A 26,405-nucleotide genomic window follows, 5' to 3' on the forward strand; every position below is an offset into this window, starting at 1 on the left:
AATTTTTTAAATAATTGGTTTTTTAAAATAATGTTATTTTTTCGCAAAGAAATACTTCTTTTTGAAACGCTTTCAGATTAAACAATGCCACTTCGTTTATCTAAGCTATACAAGAATTTTGTATTACTTTGATAAGTTTCACGTCTTCGTCTGGTTTAAATTTTTGAAAATCAAGTGATTGTTATTTTGTTTAGCTTGCGTTTTATAGAGCCTTATCCCGAATTGAGATTAAAATTAATTTTTAGCCCCGATTGCAGTGACATCCTTTTTTGTGTTGGAAAAAGGCGGTTGGGAAAAAGATACAACGGAAAGCGGGAATCAGCTCCAAAAAAAATCCAGTCACTTGCGCAACCGGATTGTATTAAAATATAATTATTTTCTATTCTGCCGAAACCTTCTTATAAATATGGTGAATCAATCCATCTGCTACCGAAATTTTTGGAACAAAAATCTTATTGATGTCTGCCCAGTGCATGACAAAATTATAGATTTTCAAAGCATGAACCAATACATCAGCTCTGTCTTCCCTGAATCCGTATTTTGTCATTCTTTCTTCAACAGTAAGATCATTGAATTCCTTATATGCTTTTTTAAGGTAAGCAATTGACATCGGTTTTCCGTCTTTGGTTTTACTCATGGAGAACACTTTGTTGATGTTCCCACCGGAACCGATCGCTACAACTTGCTTTTTACTGGTAATATTGGCTTTTATTTCCTCTTTCATTTCCTTCCAGTTGTTTTCTGTAACAAGATTGTTTAGAAGACGGATGGTTCCGATATTGAAAGATTTTTCGTAAATCATTTCATCATTTTCATAGAACGTGAGTTCGGTAGAACCCCCGCCAACATCAACATACAGATAGGCGAAATCTTTATCAAGCCCTTCAGCAACGTGATTTTCGTAAATTAGGGTTGCTTCTTCATCCCCTGAAATAATTTCGATATTGATCTTTGAGGTGTTTTTAACTTTTTCGATAATTTCCTTTCCGTTTTCAGCGTCACGCATGGCACTGGTGGCACAGGCTCTGTAGTGTTCAACTTTGTATACTTTCATTAGGTCACTGAAAATCTTCATTGAATCAAGGACCATTTTTTCTCTTTCTTCCCCTATTTTTCCAAGGGTAAAGACATCCATCCCCAGCCTCAGGGGAATCCTCAGGAGATTCAGTTTAATAAATTCGGGAATTCCGTTCTGAATTTTCACTTCGTTGATTAAAAGTCGGGCTGCATTACTTCCTATGTCTATCGCTGCAATAATCATTTGTTGACTGTGTTTTTGATTGAATTTCAGTTGTTTAATTTAAAAAAAAATAAATTCATTAAAATTAATTTCTTCAATTTCTGAAGGGCATAATTTCATAAATCCTGTAGGGATTTTTTATCCTTTTTGGCTGAATGAAAAGTAAAATTTCATTTTTAAAAGCCGAATTTACAAAATAATTTGTTTATACTTATTGGAAAGACTTCAAAACCTCTTCCCAAAGCTATTTTACGGTAGTTTTTGCTTTCAGATATTTGTAGGTTTCAATTTGTGAGCGGCATTCTTTCTGGTCATTACTGATGTATTCGTTACTCAGTTTTTTATCGAGAATTCTTGCTTTTACATTGTCTCTCAGCTGGATATCCAAAATGTCTTTCAGCTCTTTCTTAAGATTCTTATCCGTAATTTTTGCAGCAGCTTCTATCCGGTAATCCAGATTTCTGTTCATCCAGTCTGCAGAGGAAATGTAGATGTCTTCTGAACCTTTATTGTAAAAATACATGACTCTTGCATGTTCAAGGTATTCATCTACGATGCTGATGGCCTTTATTTTCTCCTTGAAATCTTTCTGGTTAATGGCGCAGTAGATACCTCTCACAATAATTTTGATCACAACACCGGCGGATGCTGCATCATATAGTTTTGTGATCAGAGCACGGTCACTTACAGAATTGGCTTTAATGATCATTTCAGCTTTTCTGCCTGCTTTAGCCTCCTCAATTTCTTTATCAATGTGATTTACAATTTTTTCCCGCATAAACTGCGGGCAGACCAATAAGTTTTTACAGGTTTTTAAAACCGACAGGTAATCTTCTTTAGGTTTTTTCAGAACGGTAAAGACTTTATTGATATCAGCCATAATTCCTCTGTCAGAGGTCATGATCAGATGGTCACCATAGATTCTTGCTGTTTTTTCGTTGAAATTTCCAGTGCTGACAAAGCCGTACTGTAAGGTTTTATTATGAACCCGTTTCTTGATGATGCACAGTTTTGCATGCACTTTTTTATCCGGAATTCCGATAAGAACAGTGATTCCCTCCGGTTCAAACATTTCTTTCCACATTAGGTTAGACTCTTCATCAAATCTTGCCTGAAGCTCAAGCATGACCGTTACCTCCTTTCCATTTCTGGCAGCATAAATCAAGGCATTGCTTATCTTTGAGTTGCTGGCGAGACGGTAAGCGGTAATCTGAATGGATTTCACATCAGGATCCATCGCTGCTTCACGAAGTAAGTCAATTACAGGCGTGTAGGTATGGTAAGGGAAGCTGAGCAGAACATCCTGTTTCTGAATGACGTCGGTCACCCTTTCACCATGTTCAAAAGCCTGATGGGTAAATGAAGTTCTTTCAATTGGTTTCTTATAATATTCAAAGACATCCGGAAAATCCATAAAATGTTTGAAATTATGAATTTTTCCACCCGGAATAATGCTGTCTTTTTTGCTTAAGTTTAATTTCCGGATGAGCAGTTCAAGCATTGCTTTATCCATATCTTTATCAAAAACAAAACGGGTAGGTTTTCCTTTACGTCTGTTTTTAAGGCCTTTTTCTATTTTTTCAGCAAAATTGGTTTTGATGTCGTTATCGATATCCATTTCTGCATCTTTAGTTACTTTAAAAGAGTTGGCGGAAAATTCGTCATAACCGAAATATGAAAAAATATGCGGAAGGTTAAAGGTAATAACATCTTCCAGGAGCATGACATTTTTTTCTTCCGGATCTTCAGTCGGCAACAGGACAAATCTTCCCACAAAGCGGGACGGGATCTCAATAATTGCATAGTTGCTGTGATACTGCCAGTCTTTTTTTCTCATTGCGATGCCTAAGTAAAGACTCTTATCCCTGTAGTAAGGCATCGGTGTGTTTTCGTGAAGAAGAATAGGAATGACGTTGGATTCTACTACTTCATCAAAATACTTTCTCACAAATTCCTTCTGTCTGGCAGTAAGGTTCTTGGAAGTCTTGATAAATACTTTCTGTTCTGCCATTTCAACCTGGATTTTCTTCCATGTTTTGTCAAAATCTGCCTGCTGGGTAATCACAATCTCATTGATTCTCTGAAGAATTTTTGAAGGCGGCTGATAAAATGATTCGGCAATTACTTTTTCTTTAAAATCCATTGCCCGTTTTAGACCTGCGACACGTACTCTGAAGAATTCATCTAAGTTATTGGAGAAAATCCCGAGAAATCTTATTCTCAGGTGAAGCGGCACCTTTTCATCCATTGCTTCCTGTAAAACTCTCTCATTAAATGCTAACCAGGTGATATCTCTGGGATTAAAATGTACGGACATAAACAGTAGTAAAATTTATCAAAAATAATAATAAAACTAATCTTTTACCTGATTCCAAAGTTAATTCTTAATTAAATTTTTAGTTGAAGTAAAAGTGGGTTAAAGAAAAAGGTTGCGTTTAAGATTAAATTATATTCAATGGAGGGATTCAGAGGAAATATGGTATTGGCTTACAGGAAAATTTCTGAACAAACAGGATCTTAGTTTGAAAAATCTCGCTTTTATCTTATCCGTTTGGTTATACTGCTTGTATTTCCGGTATTATTGAAATTCTTCATTTTAAAATTAACATCCTTTTCCTTCTGTTAGATCTATTTTGTCATTCTGCTGAAAATCTTTCAGAAGATTATTGTCCTTATTTCAATTAAGAATTTATGAAACTGTCAATTTGTCATAAAAATTCTAATGGTACAGATATTGAGAAACTGAGAGTGTAATTAAATTTTAAAAATCAAAAAAAATAAATATTATGAGTAAAATTATTGGAATTGACTTAGGTACCACTAACTCTTGCGTTGCCGTAATGGAAGGTAAGGATGCTGTAGTGATTCCTAATGCTGAAGGAAAAAGAACAACTCCTTCTATCGTTGCGTTTACAGAAGATGGTGAAAGAAAAGTAGGGGACCCTGCAAAAAGACAGGCTGTAACCAACCCAAAGAAAACGGTATATTCTATTAAAAGATTCATAGGAACCCATTTCAAAGAAGATGCTAAAGAAATCTCAAGAGTTCCTTATGAGGTTGTAGCAGGACCGAACGATACGGTAAAAGTAAAAATTGACGACAGAGAATATACTCCACAGGAAATTTCTGCAATGACTCTTCAGAAAATGAAGAAAACGGCAGAAGATTATCTTGGACAGGAAGTGACAAGAGCAGTAATTACTGTTCCTGCTTACTTTAATGATGCTCAGAGACAGGCTACTAAAGAAGCTGGTGAAATTGCCGGACTTACCGTAGAAAGAATTATCAATGAGCCTACAGCAGCTGCTTTGGCTTATGGTATGGATAAAGCTCACAAAGATCAGAAAATTGCTGTTTATGACCTTGGAGGCGGTACTTTTGACGTTTCTATCCTTGATTTGGGAGACGGTGTATTTGAAGTATTGTCTACAAACGGAGATACTCACTTAGGAGGTGATGACTTTGATGATGTAATCATCAACTGGATGGCTGACGAATTTAAAGCTGAAGAAGGGGTTGAATTAAAATCTGATGCAATTGCATTACAGAGATTGAAGGAAGCGGCTGAAAAAGCGAAAATTGAATTGTCTTCTTCTCCTCAGACTGAAATCAACCTTCCTTATATTACTGCTACGGCTACAGGTCCTAAGCACTTAGTGAAGACTTTGACGAAAGCTAAATTTGAGCAGTTGTCTGCTGACCTGGTAAGAAGATCAATGGAGCCTTGTAAAAAAGCACTTTCTGATGCTGGTCTTTCAATCTCAGATATCGACGAAGTAATCTTGGTAGGTGGTTCTACAAGAATCCCTATTATCCAGGAAGAAGTTGAAAAATTCTTTGGTAAAAAGCCTTCGAAAGGAGTTAACCCGGATGAGGTTGTAGCGATCGGTGCAGCGATTCAGGGAGGTGTTCTTACAGGAGATGTGAAAGACGTTCTTTTATTAGATGTTACTCCACTTTCTTTAGGAATCGAAACAATGGGGTCTGTGTTTACCAAATTGATCGAGTCTAACACGACAATCCCGACTAAAAAATCTGAAGTATTCTCTACAGCTTCTGATAACCAGCCAGCTGTAAGTATCAGAGTAGGACAGGGTGAGAGACCAATGTTCAACGATAACAAAGAGATCGGCAGATTTGACCTTACTGATATTCCACCTGCACAGAGAGGAGTTCCTCAGATCGAAGTAACTTTCGACATTGATGCAAACGGAATCCTTAGCGTTTCTGCAAAAGATAAGGGTACAGGAAAAGAGCAGTCGATCAAAATTCAGGCATCTTCAGGTCTTTCTGACGAGGAAATCGAAAGAATGAAAAAAGAAGCTCAGGAAAACTCTGCATCTGACTTAAAGAGAAAAGAAGAAGTTGAAATTTTCAACAAAGCTGACGGATTGATCTTCCAGACTGAAAAGCAATTGAAAGAATTTGGTGATAAATTGTCTGCTGACAAAAAAGCAGCAATCGAAACCGCTCATGCTGAATTGAAAACTGCTTTCGAAGCTAAAAACGGCGATGATGTGAAAGCTAAAACTGAAGCACTTGACGCAGCATGGATGGCCGCTTCAGAAGAAATGTATGCAGCAGGACAACAAGGTCAGGATGCAGATGCAGGAGCTCAGAACCAAGGAGGGAATGCAAACGGAGCAGAAGATGTTCAGGATGCAGATTTCGAAGAAGTGAAGTAAGTAGCAATTATCATCGATTAATACCGATTGAAATAAATTAGTAAATCGCTGTAAATGTAATGTTTACAGCGATTTTTTTTGTTTCCACATTGTCTAACAATAGTTGACTTTAAACGATTTTTTTTGAATTTTATATCTTATTTGTACTGCGTCTTATTTGGGTAGTATGTGCGTCTTATGCGCCTTAAATATAAAAAAAACTCAAAAAACGGAAAATGTTCAGGATGTTATTTCAGAATGGGATTTAGTAAATTGAAAATACCTAGGGTATGTGAGCGGTGCTCTAAGCCCTTTGAAGCAAAAACAGTTATGACTCGTTTTTGCTCTTTATCTTGTAATAATAAAGCATTAAAAGAGAAGAAAAAACTTGAAAAAGAACAAGTAGAAAAAGATACTCTTTTACAAAAATATAAGAACAAGATTACCGAAGTTCAGAATAGGGAATTTATTTCAGTTGCAGAAGCAACTGTTATGTTTGGACTTTCCAAAGATACTGTGCACAGATGTATAAAACGAGGAATCATTACTGGAATTAATCTAGGCTCAAGATTGACTCGTGTGAAGCGATCAGATCTGGAAAATTTATTTTCAGCAGTTGAAATACCGGAACAAAAGGAAGTAATAATTGAGAAACCCAATTTTGAAGTTGGTAATTGTTATACAATTTCCGAAATTAGTTCAAAATTTTACGCTGATCCAGGAACTGTAACAAACCTAATTAAAAGAAACAAAATTCCGACAAAGAAAGTTGGAAGTTTCGTGTATGTTCCTAAAAAATTAATTGATAAAATTTTTGACGGAAAATGAAAGAGTTATTAAAAACCAAAGTTACCGTACGATTGCGAAAATCCGAATTCCGAAAAGAATGGTTTATTTATTTGGAAAGTTATCCTGTGATGATTCCAGGTAAAGATAAAGTTCAGAGAATTCGGGAATATTTGAACCGGAGCGTCACAACCGTAGATTTTGATAAGAAAAGACCTGCAAGAACAACCCAAGAATCCGTTTCATTTAAACCTAAAAGAGATGACAATGGTGTTATCGTTTGCAAAAGCGAAAACGACCGCGAGACAATGTTCTATGCAGATTCTATGCGTAAATTACGTCAGAGAGAATATGACAATATTGAACTTTACAGCGAACTCGACAAAATTCAAGTAGAACAAAAAGAAAAATCGCAGGAGAATTTTGTGAGATATTTTGATTTGCTGGTTAATAAACGACATAAAAACAATTCCGAATCTATTCAAATAAATTGGTATCGCTCGATAGAATTTCTAAAAGATTTTGGAGGCGAAAAAATTATGTTTTCGCAGATCAACACAAAATTCTGTGAACACTTTAAATCATATTTGTTGACTGCGAAAAGTGGTAGTAACAAGGAAGAGATTATTTCTCAAAATACGGCTTCAACTTATTTTTCTGTATTCAAAGCTGCATTAAAACAAGCTTTTATTGATGGATATTTTACGACTGATATTTCTGCTAAAATTAAAGCCATTCCGCACGCAGAATCAAGACGAGAATATTTAACACTTGATGAACTTAATACTTTAGTTGAAACGCCTTGCGAACTTGAAGTTCTTAAACGAGCAGCACTTTTTTCAGCGTTAACAGGTTTACGCCATTCCGATATTCAGAAACTAACGTGGAACGAAATAAGTATTGAAAACGATCAGGCAAAAATAAATTTTACTCAAAAAAAAACAAAAGGTGTAGAATATATGCCAATGTCTAAACAAGCATTACAACTTTGTGGTGAAGTAGGTCTTCCAACTGATTTGATTTTTAAAAATCTGACTGATCCAGCTTGGATTTCCCGGCCACTCAAGAAGTGGATTGAAAGTGCTGGAATTACTAAAAAAATAACCTTTCATAATTTCAGACACACTTTTGCAACACTTCAACTTTCGAGTGGAACTGATATTTACACAGTGAGTAGGTTGTTGATGAAAAGAAAAATAAAGCTTCTACAGCTATTCAATTAAAAAACTTATAAAATGCACTTAAAATATTTCGAATACATTGTCATCTACCTTTCCGTTCTATTAGTATGTGTAATAGGGGGGAGCGTTAGCAAGAATTTCTTTTCTTGGAAAAGGTGGTGACGAATATACCGCAAATATTGTATTTTGGTCAATCACAGCATTAAGTTTATTATTTTATGCACTTATTATTTTATTTCTCGATGGTATAATTGTCTTACTCAGAAAGATTTTCCCTAAAAAAGGCAGTTCCGAAAATTCTACTGAAGATTTGATCCCATCTGAAAATCCTGAGAATTTATGGGAGAAGCAAAAACAAATAATTGATGAAAATACGTCAATCTATTTAGTCGAAAATTCGGAGGAAAATATTGTGAATCAAACTACAGAATCCGTGAATCTGGAATCTATAAGAAAAACTCAACTCCAGCAAAAGCAACAGAATGAAAGTGTAAAACTACAAATCGCTCTGGATTATACTCGGAATCAATTTGCATTATATGTAACAGATGAAGATCTTGATGCACTTTGTAATGCCGTAAGTTTATATTCGAAAAAAGAAAAGATTCCTAACGATATTTCTGTCAACACAAAAGGATTAAGTAATCTAGACCTTTATCATTTCGGTTGGAATATTTGGAATTATTTTAGACCAATAAAACAGGAAGAAATTTCAAAATTATTAAAAACTGTATTTGTTTCGCTTGATGATATTGATTTAGATAGTATCAAGTCACATTTGAAAGATGAACCTCAAAAAAGGTAATATTAAAATTCAAGAAAACTTGACAGACTACCAAAAAACATAAAAAATCACAAAATCAAGTGTATGTTTAGTGATTCCTCTGTGATTGCGTGTTTATAGCGATCACAGACGAATCACTTTTTTTCTTTGCACCATAACAATCAAAAACAATAGTTATGGATAGCAATGACATTTCATTTGAAAATCTGCCAAGAGCGTAGCGCATCTGGTTAGCGAAATAGCAGAAATTAAATTTCTCGTAGAAAGGAAAGAACCTCCGATAATTCCCGTAAAAAGAATTCCGATTGATATTTTAGAAGCTTGCCAAATTATCGGTAAGGCTAAACCTACAGTTTATACTCTAGTGCGGAAAAGATTGATTCCCTGTTATAAAAATGGCAAGAAACTGTACTTCTTTGAAGACGAATTATTGGATTGGATTTCTAAAGGAAAGAAGAAAACCTTACAGGAAATCCAATCTGAAGCGGAAGCCAGTTTCAGAAAAAATTCAAGAAAGGCAAATGTGGATTCTAACCCAAATCTACAAAGATGAGCCAAAAAATTCCCTATATCCGAGTTGGTACAACTTACTATAAAGTAATAGAAAAGCCATTAATTTCGGGCGATAAAACTTCTGTTTTGGTTCGCTGGAATCGAGAAACAATCGTGAGCGATCACGGAAAAAACGTATGTTTCAACTGTGCCAAAATTTGACGGTTTTTGTTGCATTCCGGAGCATTTAAATTATCAACAAATCGTTCAGGGTTTCTATAATATTAACAATGAAATTCCATTTGCTCCTTCATCAGAAAAGGAAAATTTAAAAAATAACATTCCATTTTCTTTGAATTTTGTAGCGCATATTTTCGGTGAACAACTGGAAATGGGTTTGGATTATTTAAAAATTCTCCTGCAATTTCCAACACAAATTCTACCAATTTTATGTTTGGTTTCTAAAGAAAGAGCAACTGGTAAATCAACATTTATCAAATGGCTGAGAGAGATTTTCGGATTAAATATGACTTACATCAAAGGCGATTCATTCGGAAGTCAATTTAACAGCGATTGGGCAGCAATGTTGTTGGTGGCAATCGATGAAGTTTTTTTCGATAAGAAAGAAATCACTGAAAGATTGAAATATCTATCGACAACTAATAAAGATAAACTCGAAGCCAAAGGAAAAGATAGAGAAGAAATCGATTTTTTCGCCAAGTTTATTCTTTGTTCCAATAACGAAGAGAATTTTATTCAAATTGATGAAAACGAAATTCGATTTTGGATTCTGAAAATCAATCCGATCAAAACGGAAAACACTGAGTTTTTGAATAACCTCATTTCCGAAATTCCCTATTTTCTTCGGTTTTTAATTGAAAGGCCATTTTCAACGGTAAAGAAAACACGAATGTGGTTTTCCGCCGATGAGATCAGAACAAAAGCACTTCAGAAATTAGTTTTCAAAAACAACAATAAACTCGAATCTAAAATAATAGAATTGCTTTATGAGTTTTTTGAAAGCAACAATGATGAAGAAATAAATGTTGTTCCGCAAGACTTGCTGAATATGATAATCAGAATGTTTCGACTTACTTATTGGACGAGAAATGATATTCGAAATCTTTTAAAGGAAACTTGGAAATTAAATCCACAAAATAATGGTTTGACTTACATCAGATACGACCTTGATTTTGCAGGAATTTTCTATCAAAATAATTCAGTTGGTCGCTATTTCACCGTAAAAAAGGATTTTATTCTTAATAAACGTGTTGAAATGTTGAATTGATTGATAATGAATAGAAAATCAAACACTTTGAACTCAACAAAATCCTCAACAAACTTTTAAACACAACTTTTTGTTGAATGTTTGTTGAGCGGAAAAACTCTAGTTTGTTGAATTGTTGAGCATTTGTTGAGTAATTAAATGTTATTAAAACAATGAGTTACAAGGTTTTCTCAACAATTCAACAAAAAATATCTCACTCAAAACACGGAAAATTTACAGCTATGAATTGCAAACAATTTAATACAATCCAGTTGGAAGAAGTCCTCCTTTCTCTCGGACACCTTCCAACTAAACAAAATGAAAAAGAAGCTTGGTATCTTAACCCCTTTGCCTGCGAATCCCAAGCCTCTTTTAAAATCAATAAACATCTAAACAAGTGGTACTTATTTTCAGAAGGAATTGGTGGAAACAATACTGACTTTATGAAGAAGTATCTGAATGCTTCAGTCAATGAAGTTTTAGCGTGTGCAGAAAGTCAGAATTTTTCTTCTTTTCAAAATCAAAATATTCTTGATCAGAAGTTCGAAAACCCGAATAAAAATTATGAGATACTTGATGTGAATGAAATCTGGCATCCTGCACTTTTGGAATATTTAAGAGAAAGAAAAGTTGGAAATCAAACCCAGTTCTTACACGAAATTCATTACCGAATGAATGATAAAAACTATTTCGGAATTGGTTTCAAGAACGATTCTGGCGGTTATGAAATTCGTAATAAATACTCCAAAATTTGCTTGGATAAAAAAGACATTTCGACAATTAAAAACGATTCAAATTCATTAAGAGTTTTTGAGGGTTTTTTCGATTTTCTTTCCTTCAAAAATGTAGAGATTTTTTTAGAAAAAGAACCTTCAGATTATATCATTGTGAATTCAGTTTCGATGATTCATAATATTAAAAATTCACTCGGAAAATATGAAAAAGTGGAGCTTTATTTTGACAATGACGAAGCCGGAAATCGTGCGGTTGAAATGATTAGAAATGAAAATCAAACCGCAGAAGATTGTCGGGTTTTGTATTCAGATTTTAAAGACTTAAATGATTGGATGATTCACAAAAATCCATCACCTGAAAGACAAGTGAAACATAGGCGAAGGTGAGTAAAATAAATACAAGTAAAATATGGTGGTATAGTTAGTGCAAAAAGTACGCAAAGTTTACAATAAGCGTACCCGCTGATTGCAAAATTGGGATTTTTGATTTCTTCCTGTCGTCAGAAATGTTTTTAAATACACTAAAATTAACACAATGGAAAAAGACTTTTTAAAAGAATTTATACAACAAGCCACCCAAGAAAATGAAGCTATAATTGCTCTGGAAAAGAGAAAAAAACATTTTCAGGAATTGGGTCGGAAAGGTGGCTTGAAGACCAAAGAAAATAAAAAACTGGATAAAGTTATTTCAATCCGAATGACCAATTCCGAATACGAAACTCTCATTCAAAAACAAGAAAAATATCCTCTGAAATTATCAACCTATATCCGGAATATTTTGTTCGAAAAAGAACTGAAAATTAATGAATTTCAAACTGATGAGATCTTACTTCAATATGGAACTCATTTTAAAAAAATCACCAATCTTTTACGAAATCGTGAATGGGATGTTTTTGAAAACAAGAAAGAAATTTTAGTGAGAATTGAAAATCTAATCGGATTAATTCATCAATATTTATATTCTAAAATTCAGAAAAATGAATAATTCTGCAACCACAAGAGCTATCACAAAGATTGCTTTGGAATACAACGGAAATGACAAAGGAACAGCCGAAATGATTTCGTCAAATTGTCTTTTAAGTTCAAATCCGGAAGGTCAGTATTTAGAAATAAAAACTGTAGCAGACCGAAATTCCAAAGTGAATAAATGGGCATTGACAGGCTACATCTCTCAACCGGACGAAATTGGCAGAAAATTGAAGGATGTAGAATTTTTAGAAATCGCCACTAAAGCTTTAGAAAAAATTGGAGTGACAGAAAACAACCAATTCCGATTGGATATTCATAACAGTACAAAGCAAAAACACATTCATTTTATCGTGAACAGGATTGATATTTCAGGGAAATGTACCGTGAAATCACACGATATAGGAAGAAAATTCGGAGAAGCCGTTCGAGAAGTTTGCAAAGAAAAAGGATTGTTAACCGATGTGGAAATTGGAATTCAGAAAAAAACTCAGATGCTGAAAAGCTTGACCGAGGCTATTAGGTCAGAAGATAATTTTGATGATCTGATCGTAGCAATGAAGAAAAGATGTTTTGAAATTCAATTGTCTTTAAATGTCAAGGATGGAATTTCGGGAATGCGGATTGTGATGGAAAAAGACAAAAATTTTGAAACCGAAAGGATTTATAAAGCTGGTTACAAATTATCTGAAATCTCAAATCAATTGAAAATTTCTGAGATAAAATCTGTATTTGAAATGAAACAAGCAGTTAGAGAAGCACAAAAGCACGCTGACAACTTACAGGGATTTCGGGCAAATTTACAACAGAAAGGATTTTCTGTAAAGATCCAATATAAAGGAGAATTTAAAGCTGGTCAAAAAAATTAAATTAAAGATATATGGATAAATGAAGTTGATGGTAATCAAAAAAAAACGGATTCTTTTTCCGGAAAAATGTCGGGTTCTCTCTATCGGCAATAGATTCTCTTTGTGGTGATGCGGTAAAATCATTGAATCAAAATAGTGTAATAAATCATTTGAAATCAGAAACAAATGAAAGCTTAATAGAAATTGCAGGCGGATTATTAGGTGACTTCTTTAATCTAACCTATGTTTCTAAGGACGAAGATGAACTCTGGAAAAAGAAGCGAAAATTAAAACGATAATCAAAAATTTAAAAAATAAATATGGAAAATGAAAATAAAGAATCTAAAAGTAACGGAATGGAGCTTTTAGAAAATGTGATCAAATCAAACAATGAAAATATTGAACAAAATATCAAACTTCAGTTTGCCATTGAAGACCATACGACCCTGTTGAACGAGGTACAGATCAGATTGGAAGAAGGACAGTCGTTCAATAATGAAACGGTAGCCTTTTTTAAATTAGAGCAAACCAATAGAGCTGAATTCCTTGCCAGTATTCCTAATCAGATAGAGATGGTTCTTTCAAAAGAAGCTAAAGATTATTTGGAAGGTTTTGGAAAGGATATAAAATGGAAGAAGAAATTTATTTGGAGCGGAATTGGAGTTTTTGTCTTTGCGATTTTAGTATTCATCGCCTCCATCAATTTCGCTACCAAATGGTACAAAGAAAGCATCAAAGCAAAAAGTGAACTACGCCAAGATATTTTAAATGAAATTGCTGGTGAAGGAAAAAAAATCTATGACGAAAATGAGGTGAAAATGTTACAGGAAAACACTAAAGTAATGCAACTTTGGATTAAAAATAATCCTAAGAAAGCAGGAGATTTTTTGAGGTTTAAGGATGGGTTTGAGGCGAGTAAGCAAAATAAATAAGGAAACTAAACTAAGCCAATTATTAGAACAGATCAAACTCTTCAGAAAGCAAAGAAAACTACCTACTATTCAGATTGCAGAAAGGATAAGAATTTTACGTTCAATATTATATTTAGGTGAGAAAGAGATTCTGGCGTTTCATCAAAATTTTCAAGTGATTTTTCTGAATTACCGATTTTGTAGCCACTGGCTACAAAATTGGAAAGTTAATTATATTCTCAATATTAATGGAAAATTACTCAGGATAGTATAAATTTTAAATTCCGACCATTTCAAAAAATTTAGATAATGTAATATTTTTTGCTTCGCAGATTCTCATAATAGTTATTAGACTTATGTGATAATTTTCATCATCTTTTATTCTGCGAACCGTCTTTTCATCAATATTATATTCGGTAGCAAAGAGGCTGTTGTTGTTGATAGGAATAACCCAGTTATCCCTTATATATTCAACAATCTTCCTATTTGCAACTTTCATATTCACAAATAAAAGAGATAGCCTCTAAATTAATTCGGACTGAAATCCGAATTAATGAATTTTTTATTATATTTGGAAAAAAGCCTTTACTGTTTTCCTTTTTATATTGTAGTTGATTTTCCTTAATTTAGCGAAACCAAAGATAATCATATGAAATTAATAATCTTTATTCTTTTTACAACTATAAATTTTACGTTTGGGCAATTACCAAATTTCCCAACCATCCAACAAACTAATAGTCCAAGTTCCTTTAGTAATTATTCGAGTCAAACCTTTACCAATACAAAATCAAATATTCCAAGTATTCCCCAAAACTATATCAATGGTAGTTTATCCAAGCAAGAAGAGCAAAATAGAATAATGGTTTTAGAGGATTTCAAACGTGTTGAGGCCGAAGAAAAGGAAAGAAATCGTCAACAGGCAGAATTGAACAAGGATGCAGAAGAAATGAAATTTCGTGAATGGGTAACAAACGGACGAAATATGTCTTATGACCTGCCCACATTATCAGGAAAGGCAGGAACACAATCCTATTACGATGCTTTTGATAAACTTTCAGGAATGGATGCTGAAAATTATTCTTTGACAGATGCTAATTTTACTGTTGAGAATGCTTTTTACGGAAATAAACAGAATTTATCACAATTCAAATCCGACGTACAGAAAACTGCAAAACAATTGTTGCAGAAAATGAGAGAACGGAAACAGGATACTGAAAGTAATGTTTCTAAAAACCTTATGATATTTGAGTATTTCTCAAAGGATATGAATTTGGGTGGAACAACCCACAAAGCCTTTGAATATGATTTTAAGGACTACTTGGGAGAAAAGGACTGGAGCAAAATGTTTGTTTCAAAACTTCTGAAAACGGGATCTGGGCAATGCCATTCTATGCCTCAGTATTATTTGATGCTTGCGGAAGCTATGGGAACAGAAGCTTATTTAGCATTAGCACCTAACCATTCCTACATCAGATTTATAGATGATGAAGGAAAGTTGCGGAATATAGAATTGACCAACGGAATGTTTTCTACCAATACGTTTCTATTGGAATCAGGTTACATTAAATCCGAAGCTCTTCAAAATAAAATCTATATGGAAAACCTTACCAAAAAAGAATTGCTGGGAATGGCATATTTTGATTTGGCAAGAGGATATGTTCACAAATTCGGGTATGATGAATTTGTAAATAAAGTTATAGACAAAGCATTAGAACTTTATCCTAACGGAATTGCCCCCAATATGGAAAAGTCAAATGTCAGTCGGACAAGATTGTTGTCTGCATTAAGACGACTAGGAATTAATCCTGATGATAAAAGGGATTTGGAAAGAGCAGGTTATTTTCCAAAAGTTGTGGATCAGTTTAAACAATTACAACAACAGTTTGGTAAAATTGATAATTTAGGATATGCTGAAATGCCTGCATCCGCTTACGAAGCGTGGCTTGGAAGTCTTAAAACCGAAACCAATAAGCAGGAAAGTGAAGCACTGGCTCAAAGAATACATTTGTATCAGCTACAAAAACAACAACAAGAAGCAATAAAAAAAGCGGAGGACAAGAAAAAGCAGGATAAAAAACCTAAATATTTTCCGATAGATCCAAGTAAACTTTAACAAAAAATAAATAACTTTAACCATCATAAAGACAAATGACTATGAAAAAATTATTATTGATTGCTTTTGCAGTAATAACAGGTTTTACACAGGCACAGGTCAAAAAGAAGAGTCCAGCCACACAGAAACCGAAAACTGAAAAGAAATGGGTGAATCCTGTACAATTGACCAAAGAAGAAAGAAATCGTCCTTATATGGATGAAGTTCTTAAGACCAGAGATTCTATTACTCCGGAAGAAGCAGAACGCAGACGAAAGAATATAGCAATAGGAAATCCTTTTGAAAAATATGGATACTATCCTAAGATTGCTACTTTAAGCAAAGGCAAATATTTGGAGTTTCACGATACGGATAGTATTGTGGTTATCGGTTCTATAAGATACAACACAAAAAGCGGAAATATAATTGAGGTAAGAGAAATTGATCTATCTGATCCTGATGCACAGCCAATTGGTGACACGCACGGACGTTGGATTTCTCCCGATCCTTTAAGTGAAGAGTTTTCAAATTGGTCACCATATAACTATGCGTTTCAAAACCCAATTAGAAATACTGATCCTACAGGCTTAGCTCCTGTGGATATTGTTGTTCCGCAAAAATATCAAACTCAATTTAATAAAACTTTGAGTAGTGTATTTGGAAAAGAAGCAAGTAATTTCAGTTATGATAGTAATGGAAAGTTATCTTATACAGGAGATACCAAAAATTTCAATTCAGACCAAAAAGCAATATATAAGGGGTTAGATAATTTAATGTCGTCAAAAGATGTTACTAATGTTATCTATGAAAAAAACTATTCTATTGTTGATAATAATGGAAATTCAATTCCTATTGATGCTTCTAAATCAGGAGGAGAGTCCACAATTTTAAAAGCGGAAAATTCAAACCTATCTGAAAATTACGTTATAGTAGACCCAAATGGAGCAGCTTCGGTAAATGTTATGGAAGTGACAAGTAATTATTATTCATCTAAAGGAACTATGCCCTCTCCAAATGACCCTCCCAATTTTAAGCCCGCCACAGTTCAAACAAATCCTGAAAGTTCTACAATACACGGTTTGGGACACGTAGTTAATGCTGGAAAATCTCAAGATAAAGTTTTGAATTATGATAATAAAGCCCGTACTCAAATGAATATGCCTAAAAGAAATCCTGATGAGACACATAATAAAACCGTGACAACTGGATCAGGCTCTGTCTGGGAACAACATTAAAATATTATATTATGAAAAATGTATATACATTTATATTGGTAATTTTATCTATTTACAATTTCAAAGCCCAGCAAGTACGGAGTTCATATTGTCTATGTGAAACAAAAGGAACAGAAATTGTTGATAAAACTGATACAAAGGATGTTATTATAAATGCAAAGTATTCTGATGGCTCTATCACTATCAAAGTCTTAAATAACACCCCCAACACCATCTATTTATTTAAAAGTTATTTTGAAAATGATATAAGTATATCGCCATATTTATATCGTTATGATAAGAAAAAAAACGAAGTTAACATTTCATTTCTTCCGCTGCTACCTTATTTATTTACGAAGTATTCCGATAAAATAATATTCCAAGATAGGATTATAAAAAATTATCAAACTGTTTATGACTTCTATAAAATCCTCCCATTTTCTGAGTATACATTTAGCATAATAACAATGGATTTTAAAAACTCCTCAGAATTTATAGAGGATTTTGACATTTATACTTTAAATAAATTTCAACCAATCAAAAAATTCAAAAAGAAAAAAGTATGCAAAAAGGAGATACCAAAAGTTTTTGTTAAGGTTGCTTATTATAGCGATATAAATACCATATGTAATCCTAATGCCTATTTTCTTGATGAATTGAAATTTAACGATGCTGCAAAAAACTTTGAGATTTCGGAAATTGAATTAAAATAAGGAATTCATTAATATAATCAAGAATAGTGAAATAAAACAATAATATTTATTACTTATAAGCTAGATTATACTACACAAAATGGCTCATTTCAAAATAATATTAAAAAGTTTATTACTATCAGTTCTATTGCTTAGCTCTAATAATAAAAATCTTTTAGAAGAGCTAAATGTTAACTCGAAAAATGCTCTCAAATTTAAAAACTATGAAAAGCAATTTTGTTTTGAAAAAGTTTACAAGTTTGCAAATAAAACTATTTCTAAAGAATCAGAATATTACCCTTTAGACACGGTACAGGTCTACAAGTTTTTAGAGAAGAATAATCTGCCAATCGCAAAAAGGTTTGAGGATTTTGTTTCATACTCAACGGATGTGAAATTTTATCTGCTACAAAATCAAAATCAAAATATTGTAATTGCTATTGGTAAAGCATCTGGTGCATCTGGCATAGGAGCTGATTATTGGAATTATCTATGTTATTCTGTTTCAGAAAGAAAAGAATTAAAATTAGGTTCTTTAATTAATAGCCCTTATTCTGTATTTGCGGCAGGCGATAGTATTAATTATATTGAAGTAGTTGACAATATTCCACGACCTGCTAGCGGAGAGGTTATAAAATTAGAATATACACCTTTAATAATTACAGTGTATAATTCAGAAAGTAAGCAATTGTCACATTTTGAAATGAATTGTTATTAATATTGGGTTAAATATATATTACTACTATTTTTTCTTCTACAATATTTCTTGGTAGTCCACAGTTATATGCAACCGAGTAAAAAAGTTAAACGAATTATTATAATAATTTCTATTATACTAATAGCTTTTATAGCATATTGGGGATTTATTTATTGGAATTTTTATTTAGTCAAAGAAAGAAATCAAATTAATACGTGGAATAGAAGAGTTGAAGAATATAATAATAAACACAAGTCTGACATAATTAAAGTAAAAGATTCTATAAACCAAAACAATAAAAAATAATGAAAAGATTTTTTTTCATTTTAGCAGTTGCTATTTTCGGATTTGCGAAAAGTCAGAATAATCATTTTTATTCTGATGCATTTCAGACAATAGATAATATGTTGAATGATAGGCAAAAGTATAGTTTCAAAGAAGCGGTATTTGATGTGGAAAATGCATATTATCAAGGAAATTTGGATACATTGGCTTTAAACAGAAAAGTCAAATTTTTAGGAAAATTCTGTAAACAAATTGTTGATAGTCGAGACTTAAAATATGCTGATAGGGATAAAGAAAAGGTAAGTAAATATGCTGCCATTTTCACAGTCTTATGCCAAACAACTCCTGTAATTGTAAGGAATGACACTGTCAAATATAAACCTTTCACTTATGATTTTGATGATGTTTTTGGGAATAAGGAATTCTCAAATCTCTTTGTCTCAAAATTGTTAGACACGCAGAAAGGCAACTGTAATTCGATGCCATATCTTTATAAGATTTTAGCAGAAGAATTAGGAGTTGATGCAAATTTGGCACTCGCTCCAAATCACGTTTATATCAAACATAATATAAAATCTTTGGGTTGGTATAATACCGAACTTACAAGTGGCATATTTCCGCAGGACAGTTGGTTAATGGCTTCAGGATTTATTCATTTAGAAGCTGTCCAAAATGGTGTATATCTAAAAGCTCTTACTAATAAAGAAAGTCTTGCACTTCTTTTAGTTGATCTAGGAAATGCTTATAATAGAAGTTTTCCTGACAATGATTGGAGTTTTCCGATGAAATGCGCAGAAAGAGCAATTCAAATCTATCCATATTTAGCCAATGCTTTGCTATTACAAGCAGAAACCCATACGAAACAGTTCCAAAAACTGATGAAAGAGCATAATACAACAGATATTCAGGCTACATTAAGCGATCCGAAAGCTAAAGAATTATTTGATCTTATGAATAAGGAATATGCGCACATCCATAAGATAGGTTACCGTAGTATGCCACAACAAATGTATCTTGACTGGCTGGTATCTTTGAAAACTGAAAGAGCAAAATATGAGGACAAGAGATTCAACCAATAATCCTCATCCTCCTATATTTTTCCTATATTACAGTAAACAACCAAACCACTTTTGCTTTTAAAAAGAAAATATGTTCTATTCTGATAGCTAAAAATTTTTATTTAGATATTTCTTAATGGCGTGGTTTAAAATATTCTGTCTTTTTTTCACTTGATTCAAGAATGAGTTATTCTCATCTCTATTAAAAATTCTATCGCATCTTTTCAAATAAGATATATAATTAGATTGTTTTTTCACGGGCATCTTTACTGGTTCCAAATCGTATTCTCCCAATTCATTTTTTACAAACCTATATCTCATTCGAAATTTTTGTTTTAACTCTTTAGAATCACTGTCAATATTTTTTAGAGGAGCATTATATAACTTCTTTATTTGGTGCTTGTAAATCGCCCTTTTGCTTTCTGGTGTTATGTTTTGGGCAGCTCTTTTAGCTCTCCTGTTGACGATGTAAATAATTATAGAGTTGTCAGATTATAAAAATGAAGATATCGTAATTCGGTTAATAATTCAGTAGAAATACGGAATGATGTGTGACTGGAAAAAATTAATTTTGTCAACAGTTAGATATACTTCATATAAATATATAAAGTAAAAAAAGTATTCTGTAATAAATATTAAACTTATGTGAATTTTGTAACTTTTTAATATTTTGTTTGTTTTTTATTTAATAATAAATATATATTTGTAGTGATCATTTAATGATTTAAAAAACTTTAACTATCCAAAACTATATTAACATGAAAAATTCCACAGAACTATTCAATTTCTGCCATCTTCATAAACTTTGAAATGCAGATCTGTCTGTCATGCTGAGTAATCTGCATCAGCAGTAAACCTTCCTGCCACTTTAAATCATCAAACACCTGCGGGATATTATCCGTAGGGTTTATCTATAAATCATTATCAATAATCTTTTGATAGGGTATATTGACCTATTTGAAATTTAAACTTTTATAAAAACAAGTAATTATGGACGGAACAATTGGAGAAATCCGACTTTTTGCCGCAAACTTTGCTCCCAAAAACTGGCAGTATTGCGATGGCAGCATATTGGCCATCAGGTCAAATACGGCATTATTCTCACTTTTAGGAACCACTTATGGCGGAGATGGGGTTAACAACTTCGCACTTCCGAACCTGGCCGGAAGATCGGCTGTAGGGGTAGGACAAGGGCCCGGTTTATCTTTTTATCCGCAGGGAGCAAAGCTCGGAACTAACTCGGTCACGCTCACAATGGCCAATCTTCCGGCACATACACACAGCCTATCAGGCAATGTGGTGATCCCGGCTTATTCGGATGAGGGAAACTCAGGAACTCCGGCAAATAATGTACTTGCGTCCAAGGACATGATGTATAGTAGCCAGGCTACCGATTCCAATACGAAAGCTATTCCGTTTGCTTTACAGATCGGCGCTTCAGGTGGGAACAATGCACTAACCTTTGTTCAGCCTTCCCTTGGAATGAACTATATCATCTGTCTTTACGGCGATTTCCCTCAAAGATCATAAGCACTGAATTAAAAAAGTAAATAACAATTAAAGACATCATTATGGAAGGTTATATAGGAGAAATCAGATTATTCGGCGGAAATTTCGCTCCGAGAGGATGGGCATTCTGTGACGGAACGCTTTACAGTATATCAGAATATACCGCAGCCTACTCAATCGTAGGGACTTATTACGGCGGTGACGGCCAGACTACATTCGGTGTTCCGGATCTTCGCGGAAGAACTGCTGTAGGAACAGGCCAGGGAGCAGGCCTGTCTCTGATCAATTTGGGAGAGACTGCAGGAAACGAGACGGTTACCATGACTACGGCACAAATGCCTGCACACAGCCATACTGCTGCGGCAACCATTACATTCCCTTGCTTTTCGGATGAAGGGAATACCGGGTCTCCGGCAGGTAATGTGCTGGCAGGTTTATCGGGAGCTTATTCCAGCCTGGCACCGGATACGACTATTGCACCGGCAGCCACATCGGGATCATTATCGATTGTAGGAGGCAGTGTGCCATTCAGTATTGTACAGCCTGTGCTGGCAACCAATTACATTATCTGTATTGAAGGGATATATCCGTCAAGAGGTTAATTCATTAAATTATTAATAAAAAAACAATTACTATGGAAGGAACCATGTCAGAAATAAGAATGTTTGCCGGAAATTTTGCTCCTCAGTACTGGGCATTTTGTCAGGGACAGACATTACAGATCAATACCAACCAGGCACTTTTTGCCCTGCTTGGAACCATTTACGGTGGTGATGGAAAAACAACCTTTATGCTGCCTAATTTTGCCGGAAGAACGGCAATGGGAACCGGTGTCGGAGCGGGTACCAAGGTATTTTCATTAGGAATGGCCGTGGGTGCCGAAACAGTAACCTGCGATGTACAGCACATGCCAATGCATATGCACACTTCCGGATCTGAAACCGTTTCTTTAAAAACAGTTTCCGATGAAGGAAATTCAGGATCTCCGGCCGGAAATGCACTGGCATCATTAGGAGGATTGTATTCCAACCAGCAGCCGGACAGTACCATGAAGCCGATATCCAATGCATTTTCTTTAAGTACATCGGGAGGCAGCCAGCCGATTAATATCCGCCAGCCTTATCTGGGGATCAATTACATCATCTGTACTATGGGAATTTTCCCTTCAAGGTCTTAAATATTATTCAGTTATTCTCCGGCAAAACAACTTTGCCGGAGATTTTATCAATTATATGAAAATAGCTTTACTTTTACCACGCTCTGTTATTTATCCGTCTATTTCGTTCGATATTATGGACGGATTTAAACAATCCCTCAAACACATGGGTCTGGAAGGATATCATGAAATTGCTTCGGCAGGAATAGGGGTTGCTGCAAAGAATGAGGAAATTTATGACCATTGCGAACAGTTTTTACTGGCCGGAACCGATATCATCATAGGATATATGAACCCGCTGTCGGCAGAATTCATACATCCTCTGTTTGAAGCTTCAGGCACAACCCTGATTGTTCTGGACAGCGGCTATCATTTTCCTGCATTCAGCGAAAAACTTTCCAACGCGTGGTTTATTTCCCTTCAGGGAAGCTTATGCACCCGGGTGATAACACAGAAAGCCATTGAGGACGGATTCAGAAATTTCGCATTTACCTGCTCTTTTTACGATGCCGGATACCGCCCCTCTTATCTGTATGCCGCTGCGGCTGAGGAAAAGGGAGGATCCGTCGTATTCAACCATATTACTCCGTTAAAACGTTCGGAATTTACATTAAAACCGCTTGTCGAATTTCTTGAGAAAAAGCAGGAAACTGCCGTACTTGCTACTTTTTGCGGCGATATGGCGGAAGACTTTTTTGCCGGAAGCAGCGAGATAGATGGTTATTGTAAAGTATACGGTACGTGCTTCACTTCTGACGAGACCTGGCTGAGAAAAATACCTTACCCGGGATATGAATGGACTGCGGCAATAGCCTGGTCTAAAAACATAGAAATCCCTGAAAATGAAATATTTGTAAAAATAATGGACGGTATGAAAGATGGGAAGGCCAATCTTTTTTCTTTATTAGGATGGGAAGCTGCCCAGTTCATCGGGCTGGAAAATACGGAGTTCGGTGAAATGTCTGTCAAATCACCACGCGGAAAAGTATACATGAATCCTGAAAGCGGATTTTCTGAGGCAGAAGTTTATTATGCAACCGTCTCAAAAGATGAACACACCGGAAACTGTCTGCTGAAAAATATTCATGAATCTTCCGTCACCGGGGCGGAACGCGAAGGTTTGCAAAAGAACATGGAATATATAAGAACCATAGAGACCAATACCTGGTTTAATGCTTATGCCTGCCTGGAATCATGACAAATTCACAAAAAATAGCAGTCTTATGTAACAATCGGATGGCATTTCCGGCATTGCAGGCCTTGCAGGCAGCAGGCCGGCTTTGTGCTTTAGGAGTGCCCGGTAATAATGCGGACGTCATCGATTTTTGCTCGATGCTTTCCAGACATTCAGGAATACCTCTTTTGATCATGTCCGGGGAAAACTGTAATGATCAGATCAAAGAAATGATAAAAATTTCAGGTGCCGATACCGTTTTTAGCATGACTTTTCCGTGGAAAATCTCTTCTGAAATCCTGATGCTGTATCCGGGTATATTTTACAACTTCCATTATGGGCTTTTACCTGAAATGAGGGGTGCAGATCCGGTTTTTGAAGTCGTCAGAAGCCGCGTCGGACAATCTGGAATTACTGTGCATGCTATGAATAAGCATATTGATAAAGGAGCTGTCATTCTTAAGAAAAGTATTCCTGTAACTGAAGATATGACGCATGGCTCCCTGTGCACCCGTCTGTCATGGTTGGGTGCTGATCTTCTGAATGAACTTTTAAATCTTTTACAAAATCATTTTGAGGGAACAGAACAGAAAGAAGATCAGGCAGGGTATTATCCGAAGCCGGGTGCATCCGACGTCTGTATTTCCTGGGAAAGACAGGATGCAGAAACCATAGAAGCATTGGTAAGAGCCTGCAATCCTTGGAATAAAGGTGCTTATACCCAATGGAACGGGTGGAACATACGGATAGCGGAAGCTACTGTAATCAATAAAAATCATACAGGATCTCCCGGAACCATATTATCCTTGGATCAGGAAAACGGATTGATCGTGAAATGCAGTCATCATTCAAATCTGAGATTAGACATCGTCTACACGGAAGAAGGTTTCATGAGCGGGTATAAATTGTCCGCTTTTGGTCTCAGAAAAGGTGAAAAGTTTATGAATTTATAACTTAAATATATTAACAATGAAAAATTTTTATTCTAAAATCAAAACCCTTGCGCGTACAGTCGTCATCGCGGGAGCGTTGATGCTGGGATATGCGCAGGCGCAAACTACGCTCTCCCCCGGAGGGATTGTGTTTACCTCCTACGATTCCAGTTCTACTGCGGTAGATGTATTTTCATTTGTTTTGCTCACTCCTATTTCGAGCACAACACAAATAAGCTTTACCGACCGGGGCTACCAGGGAAGCAATGTATGGCAGGTCTCATCGGCCTCAGAATCTACCGTTACCTGGACCAGCAGTACCGCACTGCCGGCCGGTACGGAGGTATACATTTCGGGTTTAACGGCTTATGTCTATAATCCTGCAGCCAGTGTATCGACCTTAAATGGTACTGTTACACTTACCGAAGGATCATCCTCCAATGGCCTGTCATTATCCTCCGTAGGAGATCAGGTCATCGCTTTTCAGGGTGGAGGCGGAAGTGTTACCGGTGGTAATGTGACGTGTATTGCAGGAATCAATTATTTCTATACAACAGGATCTACAACAGCAGGGTGGAACTCTGATGCTGTTGGAAGTCCCAATGCTTCCTTAATGCCACCGGGGCTTACAGGGGGAACCAATGCATTTTATACAGGATCTGTATCCGGTAATACATTAGCCAGATCGGGAAAGTTTAACTGTACTGGGGTACCTGCTTCAACAGCTGCCAATATTCGAACAGCGGTCATGACCATGAGCAGTTGGATACTTAGCATTTCAGCAGGGTCGCAGTATTCAGGATGCACCTTTCTGGCAAGTACGCCTGTAATCACAGCCAACCCTGCCAACCGGACGATCTGTGCAGGAGGTACCACGACATTTACGGTCAGTGCTTCCGGAGCGACTTCCTATCAATGGTATCAAAATACAGGAAGCGGATTTATCGCTTTAACCAATACCGATCCTTATTCAGGAGTGATGACCAATACATTGACCATTACCGGGGCCACTGCAGCAATGAACGGTTATCAGTACCGTGCTGTGGCAACTGGTTCCGGGTCCGCTACTTCCAATGCTGCCACACTAACGGTGACCAACATCAGTACAGCGGGAAGCAAAACTGACGTATCCTGTAATGGAGGCTCCAACGGTTCGGCTACGGTTGTACCTTCAGGAGGCGTCGCACCTTATACCTATTCGTGGTCACCTGCAGGCGGCACGGCGGCAACGGCTACCGGCCTTTCGGAAGGAACCTATACCGTAACGGTAACGGATAATTCAGGATGCCAGACCACGAGAGCCTTCACCATTAATCAACCGGCTTCTGCAGTTAGCGGAAGCACGGTAGTAACGAATATAGCATGTAACGGAGCTTCTACCGGAGCCATCAATTTAACGCCAGCCGGTGGAACGGCACCTTACACTTTCAACTGGGGTGGTGGTGTGACCACGGAAGACCGAACCGGTCTTGCAGCGGGAACATATACGGTAATCATCACCGATGCAAACGGATGTACCGCGACGGTAAATGCTACGGTAACCCAACCAGCGTCTGCAGTGAGTGGAACGACTGTAGTAACGAATATAGCATGTAACGGAGGTTCTACCGGAGCGATCAATTTAACACCAGCGGGAGGAACGGCACCTTACACTTTCAATTGGGGTGGTGGAATCACGACAGAAGACCGAACCGGTCTTGCAGCCGGAATATATACGGTAGTA

Annotated in this window: 22 protein-coding genes and 1 pseudogene; 21 read left to right on the forward strand and 2 right to left on the reverse strand. The window is 35.6% G+C overall.

What is annotated here, in order from left to right:
• Positions 1 to 379: 379 nt before the first annotated feature.
• A complete protein-coding gene (locus AC2A07_RS06905) occupies positions 380 to 1,261 on the reverse strand; it encodes a Ppx/GppA phosphatase family protein (RefSeq protein ID WP_484049806.1) in 882 nt (293 codons plus the stop codon).
• A 223-nt stretch (positions 1,262 to 1,484) separates the two neighbouring features.
• Positions 1,485 to 3,557, reverse strand: a complete 2,073-nt coding sequence (ppk1, locus tag AC2A07_RS06910) for a polyphosphate kinase 1 (RefSeq protein ID WP_484049807.1) — start codon at positions 3,555 to 3,557, stop codon at positions 1,485 to 1,487.
• Positions 3,558 to 4,026: 469 nt separating this feature from the next.
• Here ppk1 and dnaK point away from each other — a divergent pair, with 469 nt between their 5' ends.
• From dnaK to AC2A07_RS07015, 21 genes and pseudogenes are all read left to right on the forward strand, one after another.
• Complete coding sequence (dnaK, locus tag AC2A07_RS06915; RefSeq protein WP_484049808.1) at positions 4,027 to 5,925, forward strand: molecular chaperone DnaK; 1,899 nt, start codon at positions 4,027 to 4,029, stop codon at positions 5,923 to 5,925.
• Positions 5,926 to 6,102: 177 nt separating this feature from the next.
• Complete coding sequence (locus tag AC2A07_RS06920; RefSeq protein WP_484049809.1) at positions 6,103 to 6,732, forward strand: helix-turn-helix transcriptional regulator; 630 nt, start codon at positions 6,103 to 6,105, stop codon at positions 6,730 to 6,732.
• Complete coding sequence (locus tag AC2A07_RS06925; RefSeq protein WP_484049810.1) at positions 6,729 to 7,913, forward strand: phage integrase SAM-like domain-containing protein; 1,185 nt, start codon at positions 6,729 to 6,731, stop codon at positions 7,911 to 7,913. The genes AC2A07_RS06920 and AC2A07_RS06925 overlap by 4 nt, the downstream gene beginning before the upstream one ends.
• A 268-nt stretch (positions 7,914 to 8,181) precedes the next feature.
• Positions 8,182 to 8,676 carry a hypothetical protein gene (locus AC2A07_RS06930; protein ID WP_484049811.1) on the forward strand — a complete coding sequence of 165 codons (495 nt, stop codon included), beginning with the start codon at positions 8,182 to 8,184 and terminating at the stop codon, positions 8,674 to 8,676.
• Between the two features lie 343 nt (positions 8,677 to 9,019).
• Positions 9,020 to 9,208, forward strand: coding sequence for a hypothetical protein (locus AC2A07_RS06935; RefSeq protein ID WP_484049812.1), 189 nt, complete (start codon positions 9,020 to 9,022; stop codon positions 9,206 to 9,208).
• Positions 9,205 to 10,435: pseudogene (locus AC2A07_RS06940) on the forward strand (primase-helicase family protein). Before AC2A07_RS06935 ends, AC2A07_RS06940 begins: the two are co-directional and overlap by 4 nt.
• 221 nt (positions 10,436 to 10,656) lie before the next feature.
• Positions 10,657 to 11,535 (forward strand): toprim domain-containing protein, encoded by an 879-nt coding sequence (locus AC2A07_RS06945; RefSeq protein ID WP_484049813.1) that lies wholly within the window; start codon positions 10,657 to 10,659, stop codon positions 11,533 to 11,535.
• 148 nt (positions 11,536 to 11,683) lie between these two features.
• The gene (locus AC2A07_RS06950; protein WP_484049814.1) at positions 11,684 to 12,133 is read left to right on the forward strand and encodes a plasmid mobilization protein; all 450 of its coding nucleotides are present in this window, start codon (positions 11,684 to 11,686) and stop codon (positions 12,131 to 12,133) included.
• Entirely contained in the window at positions 12,126 to 12,983 is an 858-nt protein-coding gene (locus AC2A07_RS06955; protein ID WP_484049815.1) for a relaxase/mobilization nuclease domain-containing protein, read from the forward strand. The genes AC2A07_RS06950 and AC2A07_RS06955 overlap by 8 nt, the downstream gene beginning before the upstream one ends.
• A 299-nt stretch (positions 12,984 to 13,282) precedes the next feature.
• Positions 13,283 to 13,894, forward strand: coding sequence for a hypothetical protein (locus AC2A07_RS06960; RefSeq protein WP_484049816.1), 612 nt, complete (start codon positions 13,283 to 13,285; stop codon positions 13,892 to 13,894).
• A 628-nt stretch (positions 13,895 to 14,522) separates the two neighbouring features.
• Positions 14,523 to 15,986, forward strand: a complete 1,464-nt coding sequence (locus AC2A07_RS06965) for a hypothetical protein (protein ID WP_484049817.1) — start codon at positions 14,523 to 14,525, stop codon at positions 15,984 to 15,986.
• Between the two features lie 41 nt (positions 15,987 to 16,027).
• On the forward strand, positions 16,028 to 17,200 hold the full coding sequence (locus tag AC2A07_RS06970; protein WP_484049818.1) for a hypothetical protein: 1,173 nt from the start codon (positions 16,028 to 16,030) through the stop codon (positions 17,198 to 17,200).
• 11 nt (positions 17,201 to 17,211) lie between these two features.
• On the forward strand, positions 17,212 to 17,892 hold the full coding sequence (locus AC2A07_RS06975) for a hypothetical protein (protein WP_484049819.1): 681 nt from the start codon (positions 17,212 to 17,214) through the stop codon (positions 17,890 to 17,892).
• A 79-nt stretch (positions 17,893 to 17,971) separates the two neighbouring features.
• Positions 17,972 to 18,589: a hypothetical protein gene (locus tag AC2A07_RS06980; RefSeq protein WP_484049820.1), complete on the forward strand. Its 618-nt coding sequence runs from the start codon at positions 17,972 to 17,974 to the stop codon at positions 18,587 to 18,589.
• A gap of 284 nt (positions 18,590 to 18,873) precedes the next feature.
• Entirely contained in the window at positions 18,874 to 19,932 is a 1,059-nt protein-coding gene (locus tag AC2A07_RS06985; protein WP_484049821.1) for a hypothetical protein, read from the forward strand.
• Between the two features lie 969 nt (positions 19,933 to 20,901).
• On the forward strand, positions 20,902 to 21,441 hold the full coding sequence (locus AC2A07_RS06990; RefSeq protein ID WP_484049822.1) for a phage tail protein: 540 nt from the start codon (positions 20,902 to 20,904) through the stop codon (positions 21,439 to 21,441).
• 41 nt (positions 21,442 to 21,482) lie between these two features.
• Entirely contained in the window at positions 21,483 to 22,022 is a 540-nt protein-coding gene (locus AC2A07_RS06995; protein ID WP_484049823.1) for a phage tail protein, read from the forward strand.
• A gap of 32 nt (positions 22,023 to 22,054) precedes the next feature.
• Positions 22,055 to 22,597 (forward strand): phage tail protein, encoded by a 543-nt coding sequence (locus tag AC2A07_RS07000; RefSeq protein ID WP_484049824.1) that lies wholly within the window; start codon positions 22,055 to 22,057, stop codon positions 22,595 to 22,597.
• 55 nt (positions 22,598 to 22,652) lie between these two features.
• A complete protein-coding gene (locus tag AC2A07_RS07005) occupies positions 22,653 to 23,774 on the forward strand; it encodes a type 1 periplasmic-binding domain-containing protein (RefSeq protein ID WP_484049825.1) in 1,122 nt (373 codons plus the stop codon).
• On the forward strand, positions 23,771 to 24,703 hold the full coding sequence (locus tag AC2A07_RS07010) for a formyltransferase family protein (RefSeq protein ID WP_484049826.1): 933 nt from the start codon (positions 23,771 to 23,773) through the stop codon (positions 24,701 to 24,703). Before AC2A07_RS07005 ends, AC2A07_RS07010 begins: the two co-directional genes overlap by 4 nt.
• Before the next feature lie 16 nt (positions 24,704 to 24,719).
• On the forward strand, positions 24,720 to 26,405 hold a 1,686-nt coding region (locus AC2A07_RS07015), incomplete at its 3' end, for a SprB repeat-containing protein (RefSeq protein WP_484049827.1).

Source organism: Chryseobacterium sp. HNCC26DJ238, assembly GCF_057180465.1.